Here is an 11549-nt window from a genome sequence, read left to right as displayed (position 1 = left end):
TGTCAGCGATAGGTTCGAGACCCCTATCGCCCAGAGGGGGTTTCAGGATTGATAATGCGCCAGATACCAATCGACGAAACGCGCAACGCCCTGCGCCGGGGGGGTCGAGGGCTTGAAGCCGGTGAGCCGCTCGAGCAGCGCCGACGAGGCCTCGGTGGCGGGGACGTCGCCCTGCTGCATCGGCAGGAAGTTCTTGATCGCCTCGCGGCCGAGCGCCGCCTCCAGCGCGCCGATATAGTCCATCAGCGGAGTGGGCTGGCCGTTGCCGATGTTGACGGTGCGGAAGGGCGCGACGGGGGAGAGGCTGTCGCCCTCCACCGGCTCGCGGCCGGGAATCGCATCGGTCAGGCGGACGATCGATTCGGCGAGATCGTCGATATAGGTGAAGTCGCGCACCATGTTGCCGTTGTTATAGACGTCGATCGGGCGCCCTTCGAGCATTGCCTTGGCGAACTTGAACAGCGCCATGTCGGGCCGCCCCCAGGGACCATAGACCGTGAAGAAGCGGAAGAAGGTCATCGGGGTGCCGAAGAGGTGGCTGTAGCTGTGGCCCATCAGCTCGGTCGCGCCCTTGGTGGCGGCGTAGAGGCTCAAGGGCGTCTGGGTGCGCTGGATTTCTTCGAACGGCATCTGCGTGTTGGCGCCGTAGACCGAACTGGTCGAGGCGGCGAGGAGGTGCTTGACCGGATGATGGCGGGCGAGCTCGAGAATGTTGTGCGTGCCGACCAGGTTGGTGCCGATATAGCTGGCGGGCTCGTCGATCGAATAGCGCACGCCGGCCTGGGCAGCGAGGTGGATCACCGTGTCGGGCTTGAACGCGGTCCAGGCGGCGGCGAGCGCGGGCTGGTCCTCGATCGAGACGCGGGCGAGCGAATATTCGGCGTGGTTTTGTAGAATGTCGGTGCGGGCTTCCTTGAGCGCGACGTCGTAATAGGCCGAGAAATTGTCGACGCCGAGCACGGTGTGCCCCTGCTGGAGCAGCTTCTCGCTGGTGTGGAAGCCGATGAACCCGGCCGCGCCCGTCACCAATACCCGCTTGCCCGCCATACGCTCCTGCCTTTTGTATCGAACCGTTCCGGCCCCGGCTAATGGGAAAAGGTTACCAGCGGCTCAGCGAGATCAAGTCAAGCATGGGGACTCCCATCCTGTTGAAAACAGGCGTAGTACGCGCGGCATCAGAGGGAGTTACGGCCGTGCAAGAGCCGCAAGTGGATGGGGATGTCGCCGAATTGACGGTGGCCGAGCAGCAGATCGATCCGTCACCGGACATCGCGACCGAGCCGAAGGCTTATGCGTTCGACGGCTGGGGGATGATCCCGCTGGAGCTAGATCCGACCTGAGCGCCGGCGCAGGCCGGGCAGCCCGGATCCTTGGGCAGCGTCAGGCTGCGGAAGCGTAGCGCCAGAGCGTCGACCAGCAGGAGCTTGCCGGCGCTGTCCTCGCCGAAGGGGGCGATCGCGCGGATCGCCTCGAGAGCGGCGAGGCTGCCCATCACGCCGGTGAGTGCCCCGAGCACGCCCTGCTCGGCGCACGTCGCCTCGGGACGTTCGGGATCGCCGCCGACGAAGCAGCGGTAGCACGGCTTGTCGGCTTCCCAGCCGCGGAAGGTGCCGAGCTGGCCCTCGAACTCGGCGACGGCGGCGGCGACCAGCGGGATGTGCGCGGCGAGCGCGGCGTCGGCGACGGCAAGGCGGGTGGCGAAATTGTCCGAACCGTCGAGAATCGCGTCGGGCGCCAGCTCGGCGAGGATGCGGGCGGCGTTGCCCGCATCGATCCGCGCCGCGACGGCGTCGAAGCGGACATCGGGGTTGAGCCGGGCGACGGCCTCACGCGCCGCCTCGACCTTGGCGATGCCGATCTGTCCCGTGCCGTAGAGCGTCTGGCGCTGGAGGTTCGAGAGCGCGACCGTATCGTCGTCGACGACGCTGATCCGGCCGACGCCCGCGGCGGCGAGATATTGGATTGCGGGCGATCCGATCCCGCCCGCGCCGATCAGCAGGACATGGCTTGCCAGCAGCTTGGTCTGGCCCGCCCCGCCGACCTCGCGCAGCACGATGTGCCGGGCATAGCGATCGAGCTGGGCGTCGCTAAAGCTCATCGCGTCCCGGTCGAGCCGAACCCGCCGGCGCCGCGCGCGGTCTCGTCGAGTGTTTCCACTTCGGTCAGGTCGGCGCGCTGGACGGGGGCGGAGACGAGCTGGGCGATGCGGTCGCCCCGGGCGATCGCGAAGGGCGCGTCGCCGAGATTGGCGAGGATCACCTTCACTTCGCCGCGATAGTCGCTGTCGATCGTGCCGGGCGTGTTGAGGCAGGTGATGCCGTGCTTGAGCGCGAGTCCGGAGCGCGGGCGGACCTGGACTTCATAGCCTTCTGGGATCGCCATCGCGAAGCCGGTGGCGACGGCGTGGCGCTTGCCGGGATCGAGCATGAGATCCTCGGCGGCGACCACGTCCATCCCGGCGGCGCCGCTGGTGGCATAAGCGGGGAGGGGGAGCCCCTCGCCATGCGGGAGGCGCTGAATCTGGATATTGATCGGGGCGAGCATGTCAGTCCTTGGGAGCGGTGGTGAGCGCGTCGGCGATGCGTGACGCCAGGCGACGGGCGACTTCGCCCTTGGGGAGGCGTTCCCAGCTCTCGACGCCGTCGGCGGTGACGAGGTGGACGGCATTGGCCTCGCCGCCCATCACGTCACCGGAGACATCGTTGGCGACGATCCAGTCGGCGCCTTTGCGGGTGCGCTTAGCGGTGGCGTGCTCGATCACCTTTTCGGTCTCGGCGGCGAAACCGACGACCAGCCCGGGGCGGTGCGGGCCGTGGGCGAGAAGGGCGAGGATGTCGGGGTTCTCGGAGAGAGCGAGCGACGGCGGGGTATCGCCCTTCTTGAGCTTCTGCACCGCGGTCTCGGCGCGCCAGTCGCCGACCGCGGCGACCATCACCGCGGCGTCGGCGGGGAGGGCGGACGTGACGGTATCGGCCATTTGCTGTGCGGTCTCGACATCGACGCGGGTGACGCCCGGCGGAGTGGCCAGGGTGACCGGGCCGCTGACCAGCGTGACCTTCGCACCGAGCGCGGCGAGCGCCCCGGCGATGGCATAGCCCTGGCGGCCCGACGAGCGGTTGGCGATGTAGCGGACCGGGTCGATCGGCTCGTGGGTGGGGCCGGCGGTGACGAGGATGTGCTTGCCATTCAACGCACCCGTTCGCCCTGAGCTTGTCGAAGGGTTGTTCTTCTTTTCTCCAACACCCGAAGAGAAAAGCGGCGCTTCGACAAGCTCAGGGCGAACGGTGGAGAGCGCGTCCCGGATCGCCGCGAGGATCGCCTCGGGCTCGGGCAGGCGGCCTGGGCCGTATTCGCCACAGGCCATCGGGCCTTCGTCGGGCTCGAGGATCGTTACGCCATCGTTACGAAGCTGGGCGACGTTGCGGCGCGTGGCGGCGTGGCCCCACATGCGGACGTTCATCGCCGGGGCGGCCAGGACGGGCTTGTCGGTGGCGAGCAGCAAGGTGGTGGCGAGATCGTCGGCGAGCCCGGCGGCCATCTTGGCGAGCAGATCGGCGGTGGCGGGGGCGACCACGACCAGATCGGCCTCGCGGCTCAGCTGGATATGCCCCATCTCGGCCTCGTCCTTGAGGTCCCAGAGCGTCGTATAGACCTGGTTCTCGGAGAGGGCGGCGAGCGTCATCGGCGTGACGAAATGGCTGCCCCCTTCGGTGAGGACGACCTTCACGCCGATCCCGGCTTTCCGGCACCGCCGGACGAGCTCGCAGGCCTTGTACGCGGCGATGCCGCCGCCGACGATCAGCAGGATGCGTTTCATCGGGCGACCCTTGTCACGGTGATGCGCGGCTTGTCGAGACGCGGGCGCAGCAGGTCGCGCAGGCCGTCGGGCACGAACACCAAGCCGACGAGGAAAATTGGGGCGACCATCAGGCCCCAATAGAAGGTGTCGCTGCGCGCGAAGATGCTGATCGCGGCGGCGTAGGCGGCAAGCGTCACGAGCATGCGCAGTCCCGCCGGGTCGTTCCACGCCGCCCAACCGAACAAGGCGAGCCCAACGAGCAAGGCGGCACCGGCGATCGGCAGGAGCTGGAGCGCGGTGGCGAAGCTGACCGCCTTGACGAAGAAGCCGAAGCCGAGCAGCCCGCTCCAGCCCGGCGAGGCGGGGTCGAGCGGGCCAGTGGCGCCCGTCACCGCCCAGGCATGCGCGGCAAGCGCGGCGGCGAACAGCGCGAGCGCGGCGAGCCAGCCCAGCGCCTCGCGCCGCTCGCCCTCGAGCCACGCCATCGCCAGCATGACGAGCGCGTAGAGCGCGGCGGTCTCGCGGATCAGCATCGCGGCGAGCCCGAAGGCAACGGCTTCGGTCCAGCGCCCAGGGCGGCGCACCCCAAGCGACAAGGCGATCAGCAGCCCCGCCCAGATCTCGTGAAACGCGGCGAGCCCGGCCTGGAGGAAGGCGAGCATCGATCCGACCAGCAGCAGCGCGGCGGCGACGCGCGGCAACAGGCGCGGCAGCGCGGCGCCGAGCCGCAGCGCCCAGACCATCGCGACCGTCGCGGCGAGCAGATAAAGCAGCATCGTCGGCGCCCAATCGGGCAGGTGCCCCTGGACCACCGCCAGCGACGGCATCCGCACCGTGAGGAAGGGGCGCAAGGGATAGCCGCCCGAGCGCAGCGCATCGGTTGCGACGGTGTAGTAATCGCCGCCGCCCTTAACGCCTGCGACGATCTTTTCGTAAAGCATCAGGTCGGTCTGATCGGACGGTTGGATCGCAGCCGGCCCGGCACCGCCAACCGCGGCGGGATCGGCGACGGTCAGCGCGGTCATGCAGGCGAGGAGCAGCAGCACCAGCGCCCCGAGCACGATCCGCGCGCGCGCTCTTCCCAGCGCTGCGAAGCGGCTGGGGGTGGCGAGCCAGAATGTGCCGGTGGCGATGCGGGCCATAAGAGCGCGGAACTACACGCGCGGGAGCACCGGTGTCGAGGGGCGGTGCGTGCCGCCGTTGCTAGCGGCGCGTCCGCCCCCTAGAGAGGCTTGCAATGCCCGATACGTCCCTCGAAAAGCTCCAGCCGGGGCTCGCGCGCCGCCTGATCGCGCTCATTGCGGTCGGGTTTCTCGCGCTGATCGCCGCGGGAGTTGCCACGGCCTGGGTGCAATCGCGCAACGCGGACAATGCCGAGTGGGTGGAGCATACGCTCAACCTCCAGACCAGGCTCGGCGCCTTTGCCAGCTTCAACGAGCGCGCCGAGACGGCACGGCGCGGCGTGCTGCTGGGTGGCGGGCCGCTGTTTCGCCAGCGGATGCAGGAGGCTGCCGACAATGCGGCGGCGACCTTGGGCGCCATCGAGAGCGAGACGCGCGACAATCCCGCGCAGCAGCAACGCGTTCGCGAACTCCGCCAACTGCTCGCGCGCCAGCAAGTCTATCGCGATCCCACGATGCTCGAGGGCGCGCGCGCCGTCCGGGCAGGCAAGCTCGAGAACGATCCCGCCGTCCTGCTCATCCGCAGGGTCCGCCAGGTTTCCGAGGAAATGGCCAATACCGAGCGCGCGCTGCTCGCCACGCGCCAGGACAGCCAGGCGCGTTCGCAGAACGTCTTCTACATTATCCTGACCGTGGCGGGGCTGCTCCTGATCCTCGTCGCGACGCTGACGCTGACGCTGATGCTGCGCTACACCCGCGATCTCGCGGCATCGCGCATCGAGCTGCGCCGGCTCAACCAGGGGCTCGAGGCGATGGTCGACGAGCGCACGTCCGAGCTGCTGCGTGCCAATGCCGAGATCCAGCGCTTCGCCTATATCGTCTCGCACGACCTGCGCTCGCCGTTGGTCAACGTGATGGGGTTCACCGCCGAGCTCGACGCCGCGCGCAACACCGTCTCGGCGTTTCTCGAGACGCTGGAGGAAGCCACGCCCCAGCTGATCAGCGAGCCCGTGCGTCTGGCTGTGCGCGAAGACCTGCCCGAGGCGATCGGTTTCATCCGCACCTCGACCCAGAAGATGGACCGACTGATCAACGCGATCCTCAAGCTGTCGCGCGAGGGGCGGCGGACGCTCGCGGTCGAGCCGATCGACCTCAACGCGCTGACCCAGAACATCTTCGACACGCTCCAGTCGCGCGTCAACGACGCCGGCGCCGAGCTCCGCGCCGAGCCGCTGCCCCGGATCGACAGCGATCGGCTCGCGGTCGAGCAGATCCTTTCCAACCTGATCGAGAACGCGCTCAAATATCTCCAGCCCGGCCGGCCGGGGCTGATCCGCGTGCGCGGACACCAGGAGCGCGAGCGGGTGGTGATCGAAGTCATCGACAATGGCCGCGGCGTGGATCCGCGCGACCACGAGCGCATCTTCGATCTGTTCCGCCGCTCGGGGATGCAGGACCAGCCGGGCGAGGGGATCGGCCTCGCGCATGTCCGGGCGCTAGCCTATCGCCTGGGCGGGCTCATCGAAGTGCGATCGGAGCTTGACCGCGGCGCAACCTTCAGGCTTTCGCTGCCAAGAATACTCAACCTGGGGGGAGAGTGAAAAAATGACCAACCATCAGCCCGTTAACATCGTGATGATCGAGGACGACGAGGGACATGCCCGTCTGATCGAGAAGAACATCCGCCGCGCGGGGATCTCGAACACGATCCATCACTTCACCGACGGCACGTCGGCCCTGGCCTATCTGTACGATTCGCCGCACGGCCCTGCGCAGAACGGCCCGGCGCTGATCCTGCTCGACTTGAACCTGCCCGACATGAGCGGCACCGACATCCTCTCGCGGATCAAGGCCGAGGGCAGCCCGCTCAAGCGCACGCCCGTCGTGGTGCTCACCACCACCGACGACAAGGTCGAGATCCAGCGCTGCTACGACCTCGGCTGCAACGTCTACATCACCAAGCCGGTGAACTACGAGAACTTCGCCGACGCGATCCGTCAGCTCGGTCTGTTCCTGTCGGTGATCCAGGTCCCCGATGTCGGGGACGCCGATTGAGCACGGCCCCGGCCCATATCCTCTATATCGACGACGACGAGGGGCTGAGGCGGCTCGCCCAGCGTGGACTGGCGCGGCGCGGCTTCGACGTGAGCCTCGCGGCGAGCGGTGCCGAGGGCGTCGAGATGGTGCGGGCCGGCGACTATGACCTGGTCGCGGTCGACCATTACATGCCGGGGCAGGACGGGCTGACTACGCTCAACCTGCTCCACGCGCTGCCCGATTGCCCGCCGGTGGTCTATGTCACCGGGTCCGAGGAGACGCGGATCGCCGTGGCGGCATTGAAGGCCGGCGCGGTCGACTATGTCGTCAAGACGGTGGGCGACGATTTCTTCGACCTGCTGGCGAGCAGCTTCCACCAGGCGCTCGAGAAGGTGCGCCTGCGCACTGCCAAGGAGGCCGTCGAGGCCGAGCTGCGTGCGAGCAACGCGCGGCTCGAGGCGCTGCTCGGCGAAGTCAACCATCGCGTGTCGAACAGCCTCCAGCTCGTCTCGGCGTTCGTCCATATGCAGGCGAGCGTGCTCACCGACACGGTGGCGAAGAGCGCGCTGCTCGAGACCCAGCAGCGCATCCAGGCGATCGCGCAGGTGCATCGCCGGCTCTACAGCTCGGGCGATGTCGAGTTCGTCTCGATGGACGATTATCTCCGCGCGCTGATCGCCGAGCTCGAGCAGACCTTGTCGACGCCGGGCTCGCCGCGCACGCTCAAGCTGAATGCCGAGCCGATCAAGCTCAAGACCGACCGTGCGGTGTCGCTCGGGGTAATCGTCAACGAGCTCGTCACCAACGCGTGCAAATACGCCTATGCCCCGACGACCCCGGGCGAAGTGCGGATCGAGCTGACGCGCGTGTCGGACGGGAAGTTCCACTTGTGCGTCGAGGATGACGGCGTCGGGATGCCCGCGGACGGGCGGATCCAGGGCACCGGGCTCGGCACCAAGCTGGTCCGCGCGATGGCGAGCAGCCTCCAGGCGAAGATCGAGTTCGATCCCGCCCATGCCGGGGTCAAGACGACGCTGAGCGTGCCGTATTGAACTCGGTCAGAGCGTAAGCGCCGCCCACATTCCCGCGGCACTCGCCGCCGCGGCGCCGATCGCCACTGCCGCATAGCGCCAGCCGCCGCCGACGCGGACGACCTGGATCTCGCGCAGCGGCGGGGCAGGGGGGGCGCCGCCCGGGGCGGGATAGCGAAGCTCGATGTTGCGGATCAGCTCGGGGAGCCGCGCGAGCGTGCGCAGGTCTGTGATGATCCGGTCGGCGACCGCAGCCTCGGGCCCGAGCTCGGTGCGGATCCATTCGCCGACGAAGGGCCCCGAGGTCTCCCACAGGTTGATCTCGGGATCGAGCCCGCGCGCGACGCCCTCGACCATCACCATCGTCTTCTGCAGCAGCAGCAGATGCGGTTGCGTCTGCATGTCGAAGTCGCGCGTGATGTTGAACAGGCCGTCGAGCATCGCGCCGACGCTCATGTCCTTGACCGGCTGGCCGCGCATCGGCTCGCCGACCGCACGCAGCGCCGTGGCGAACTCGGCGACATTGTGGTGCGAGGGGACATAGCCTGCCTCGAAATGGATCTCGGCGACGCGCTTGTAGTTGCCGGTGATCAATCCGTAGAGGATTTCCGCCAGCCAGACGCGCGCGCGGCGGTCGATCCGGCCCATGATGCCGAAGTCGATCGCGGCGATGCGGCCATCGGGGAGCGCGAAGAGATTCCCCTGGTGCATGTCGGCATGGAAGAAGCCCTCGGCGATCGCCTGGCGCAGGAACGCGCGGATCAGCTTGCCGGCGAGCGCGGTGGTGTCGTGCCCCGCGGCGAGCAGCGCGGTGCGATCGGAGAGCTTGATCCCGTCGAGCCATTCGAGCGTCAGCACCTTGCCGGTGGTGCGCTGCCAGTCGATCGCGGGCACGTAGAAGTCGGGCTCGGCGGTCATGCCCTCGGCAAGCTCGGAGGCCGAGGCGGCTTCGCGGCGGAAATCGAGCTCGCGCGCGGTCCAGCGCTTGAAATGCTCGATGATCAGGCGGGGGCGCAGGCGCGCAGCCTCGCCGCCCATGCCCTCGACCTGGGCGGCGGCCCATTCATAGGTCTCGATCGCGCGGGCGAACTCGGCCTCGATGCCGGGGCGCAGCACCTTGACCGCGACTTGGCGGCCATCGGTGGTGACGGCGCGGTGGACCTGGGCGATCGATGCGGCGCCGACCGGGGCTTCTTCGATGCTGGCGAAGAAGGTCTCGAGCGGGCGGCCGTAGCTGGATTCGATGCGCTGGCGGATCACCGCGAAGGGCAAAGCCGGCAGCGCGTCCTGGAGGCGGAGCAGGTCGTTCGCGGCTTCCTCGCCGACCAGGTCGGGGCGGGTGGCGAGCGTCTGGCCGAGCTTGATCGCGGCCGGGCCGATCGCCTGGAAGGCGTCGGCATAGCGGGGGGTGGCCGGAATGCTCGCTCCCAAGCGTAGGATGCGAGCAAAACGGCGTACCGGCCGGGGCGTGTTGGCGTCGCGCTCGATCCCGCGCAGCGCGCCGTGACGCGCGAGGATGCGGCCCCATTTGAACAGGCGCCAGAGGTGGACGGCAGGGGCGGTCACTATGGTTAGATCTTCCAACCGCTATGGATCGCGACCAGACCACCGAGTAGCGGCTCGACCTTGGTCTGGGTGAAGCCGGCGTCGCGGATCATCGCCTCGAATTCGGGCATCGGCGGGAAGCGGCGGATCGATTCGATCAGGTAGCGATACGAATCCGCGTCGCCCGCGAGCAGCTTGCCGAGCCTGGGCACCATATGATGCGAATAGGCGTCATAGACCTGGCCGAAGCCCGGCCATTGCGTCGTCGAGAATTCGAGCACGTAGAAGCGCCCGCCGCGCTTCAATACGCGGTGCGCCTCGCGGAGCGCCTTGGGAATGTCGGTGACGTTGCGGATGCCGAACGCGATCGTATAGGCGTCGAAGAACCTGTCGGGCCATTGCAGCGTCTCGGCATTGGCCTCGCTCCACACCAGGCCGTCGATCCCGCGCTCCGCCGCGCGCTCGACGCCGACCGCCAGCATCTCGGGATTGATGTCGGCGACGGTGATCTGCGCGCCCGAGGGCGCCATGCGGAAGGCGATGTCGCCGGTGCCGCCGGCCATGTCGAGGATGTGCTCGCCGGCGCGGGGCTTCACGCGGCGGACGAACAGGTCCTTCCAAAGCCGGTGCAGCCCGCCCGACATCGCGTCGTTCATCAGGTCGTATTTGGAGGCGACGTTGGAGAAGACCGCGCGGACGCGCTGGGTCTTTTCCTCGGGGGCGACGTCTTCGTAGCCGAAGGAGACGGTGTCGGGCATGGGTGCGCTCTAGCGGGGGCAAAGGAGCGCGGCTAGGGGGCAAGCATGCCAGAGCTTCCCGAAGTCGAGACGACGGTCCGTGGCCTTGCCCCCGTGCTGCAAGGCGCGCGGATCGAGCGGGTGACGCTGCGCCGCGGCGACCTGCGCCGGCCCTTCCCGCAGGACCTGGGCCAGCGCCTCACCGGCGCGACGGTCACCGGGCTGGCACGGCGCGCCAAATACGGACTGATCGACACCGATCGCGGCGACACGATGGTCTTCCATCTCGGCATGTCGGGGCGCTGGCGGATCGATCCCGACGAACTGGGCAAGCACGACCATGTCGTGCTCGAGACCGCCAAGCACCGGCTGGCGCTCAACGATGCGCGGCGATTCGGCTCGATCGACCTGATGCCGACTGCCGAACTCGACGACTGGCCCGCGTTCAAGGCGCTGGGGCCCGAGCCGCTGGGCCCCGATTTCACCGCGGCGCACCTGGCCGCGGCGTTCAAGGATCGCATCGCCCCGATCAAGGCGCTGCTGCTCGACCAGCGCGTGGTGGCGGGGCTGGGCAATATCTATGTGTGCGAGTCGCTGTACCTCGCGCGAATCGCCCCTACGCGGGCGGCGGGGACGATCACCAGGGCAAGGCTCGCCAAGCTGGTCGATGCGGTGCGCGAGGTGCTCGAAGCGGCGATTCGCGCGGGCGGCTCGACTCTCCGGGACTATGCCCGGCCCGACGGCGAGCTCGGCTATTTCGCCAAGGAGTGGCGCGTCTATGGCCGCGAAGGCGAGCCGTGCGGCTGTGGCGGGCTGGTCGAGCGGCGCGTCGATTCGGGGCGTTCGACCTTCTGGTGTCCGCGATGTCAGAAATGATTGACCCGAATCGCCTCAGACGGTAAGGGGCTCGCCTTTCCCGGCGTGGGCCTTGTCCGCGCCTTTCCAATTTGAGCAGGAACGATACGGCATGGCGAATACGCCGCAAGCGAAGAAGCGTATCCGGCGGAACGACCGCCGCGCGGAGATCAACGGTACGCGCGTCAGCCGTATCCGCACCTTCATCAAGAAGGTCGAGTCGGCGCTCGATTCGGGCGACAAGGCCGCGGCGACCGCCGCGCTCGCCGCTGCGCAGCCCGAGCTCGCGCGCGGCGTCGCCAAGGGCGTGCTCCACAAGAATACTGCCGGCCGCAAGTTCTCGCGCCTCAACAAGCGCGTCCAAGCGCTCGCATAACCGTAACATTTCGGTAACGATGACCCCGCCGGAGCTGCTCCGGCGGGG

The 11549-nt window shown here is 68.3% G+C and carries 13 protein-coding genes; 6 read left to right on the top strand and 7 right to left on the bottom strand.

Annotated features, from left to right (window positions below):
• Positions 1 to 42 precede the first annotated feature (42 nt).
• Positions 43 to 1047 carry an NAD-dependent epimerase/dehydratase family protein gene (locus tag RZN05_RS10750; protein WP_317226614.1) on the bottom strand — a complete coding sequence of 335 codons (1005 nt, stop codon included), beginning with the start codon at positions 1045 to 1047 and terminating at the stop codon, positions 43 to 45.
• A 41-nt stretch (positions 1048 to 1088) separates the two neighbouring features.
• Here RZN05_RS10750 and RZN05_RS10745 point away from each other — a divergent pair, with 41 nt between their 5' ends.
• Positions 1089 to 1340 carry a hypothetical protein gene (locus tag RZN05_RS10745; protein ID WP_317226613.1) on the top strand — a complete coding sequence of 84 codons (252 nt, stop codon included), beginning with the start codon at positions 1089 to 1091 and terminating at the stop codon, positions 1338 to 1340.
• On the opposite strand, the gene RZN05_RS10740 is transcribed toward RZN05_RS10745, so the two are convergent.
• From RZN05_RS10740 to RZN05_RS10725, 4 genes are read right to left on the bottom strand one after another with little or no spacing between them, the layout of a single operon-like run.
• Positions 1289 to 2098 carry a HesA/MoeB/ThiF family protein gene (locus RZN05_RS10740; RefSeq protein ID WP_317226612.1) on the bottom strand — a complete coding sequence of 270 codons (810 nt, stop codon included), beginning with the start codon at positions 2096 to 2098 and terminating at the stop codon, positions 1289 to 1291. The genes RZN05_RS10745 and RZN05_RS10740 overlap by 52 nt on opposite strands.
• Positions 2095 to 2544, bottom strand: coding sequence for a dUTP diphosphatase (gene dut, locus RZN05_RS10735; protein ID WP_317226611.1), 450 nt, complete (start codon positions 2542 to 2544; stop codon positions 2095 to 2097). Before dut ends, RZN05_RS10740 begins: the two co-directional genes overlap by 4 nt.
• 1 nt (position 2545) lies before the next feature.
• Positions 2546 to 3817: a bifunctional phosphopantothenoylcysteine decarboxylase/phosphopantothenate synthase gene (locus RZN05_RS10730; RefSeq protein ID WP_317226610.1), complete on the bottom strand. Its 1272-nt coding sequence runs from the start codon at positions 3815 to 3817 to the stop codon at positions 2546 to 2548.
• Positions 3814 to 4941 carry a hypothetical protein gene (locus RZN05_RS10725; RefSeq protein WP_317226609.1) on the bottom strand — a complete coding sequence of 376 codons (1128 nt, stop codon included), beginning with the start codon at positions 4939 to 4941 and terminating at the stop codon, positions 3814 to 3816. The genes RZN05_RS10730 and RZN05_RS10725 overlap by 4 nt, the downstream gene beginning before the upstream one ends.
• 95 nt (positions 4942 to 5036) lie before the next feature.
• Here RZN05_RS10725 and RZN05_RS10720 point away from each other — a divergent pair, with 95 nt between their 5' ends.
• The 3 genes from RZN05_RS10720 to RZN05_RS10710 are packed head-to-tail and all read left to right on the top strand — an operon-like array spanning position 5037 to position 8009.
• On the top strand, positions 5037 to 6521 hold the full coding sequence (locus tag RZN05_RS10720; RefSeq protein WP_317226608.1) for a sensor histidine kinase: 1485 nt from the start codon (positions 5037 to 5039) through the stop codon (positions 6519 to 6521).
• Positions 6522 to 6525: 4 nt separating this feature from the next.
• Complete coding sequence (locus RZN05_RS10715; protein WP_317226607.1) at positions 6526 to 6975, top strand: response regulator; 450 nt, start codon at positions 6526 to 6528, stop codon at positions 6973 to 6975.
• Positions 6972 to 8009, top strand: coding sequence for a sensor histidine kinase (locus tag RZN05_RS10710; RefSeq protein WP_317226606.1), 1038 nt, complete (start codon positions 6972 to 6974; stop codon positions 8007 to 8009). The genes RZN05_RS10715 and RZN05_RS10710 overlap by 4 nt, the downstream gene beginning before the upstream one ends.
• Before the next feature lie 6 nt (positions 8010 to 8015).
• On the opposite strand, the gene ubiB is transcribed toward RZN05_RS10710, so the two are convergent.
• Positions 8016 to 9554 carry a 2-polyprenylphenol 6-hydroxylase gene (gene ubiB, locus RZN05_RS10705; RefSeq protein WP_317226605.1) on the bottom strand — a complete coding sequence of 513 codons (1539 nt, stop codon included), beginning with the start codon at positions 9552 to 9554 and terminating at the stop codon, positions 8016 to 8018.
• A 5-nt stretch (positions 9555 to 9559) separates the two neighbouring features.
• On the bottom strand, positions 9560 to 10291 hold the full coding sequence (locus tag RZN05_RS10700; RefSeq protein WP_317226604.1) for a class I SAM-dependent methyltransferase: 732 nt from the start codon (positions 10289 to 10291) through the stop codon (positions 9560 to 9562).
• Positions 10292 to 10336: 45 nt separating this feature from the next.
• Between RZN05_RS10700 and mutM the strand changes: the two genes are divergently transcribed.
• Both mutM and rpsT read left to right on the top strand, forming a co-directional pair.
• Positions 10337 to 11146 (top strand): bifunctional DNA-formamidopyrimidine glycosylase/DNA-(apurinic or apyrimidinic site) lyase, encoded by an 810-nt coding sequence (gene mutM / locus RZN05_RS10695; RefSeq protein ID WP_317226602.1) that lies wholly within the window; start codon positions 10337 to 10339, stop codon positions 11144 to 11146.
• A gap of 91 nt (positions 11147 to 11237) precedes the next feature.
• Complete coding sequence (gene rpsT / locus RZN05_RS10690) at positions 11238 to 11501, top strand: 30S ribosomal protein S20 (RefSeq protein ID WP_317226600.1); 264 nt, start codon at positions 11238 to 11240, stop codon at positions 11499 to 11501.
• Positions 11502 to 11549: the final 48 nt, after the last annotated feature.

The organism is Sphingomonas sp. HF-S4 (assembly GCF_032911445.1).
In the GTDB taxonomy this organism is placed as follows: Bacteria; Pseudomonadota; Alphaproteobacteria; order Sphingomonadales; family Sphingomonadaceae; genus Sphingomonas; species Sphingomonas agrestis.
This window is presented reverse-complemented; position numbering and strand designations above follow the sequence as displayed.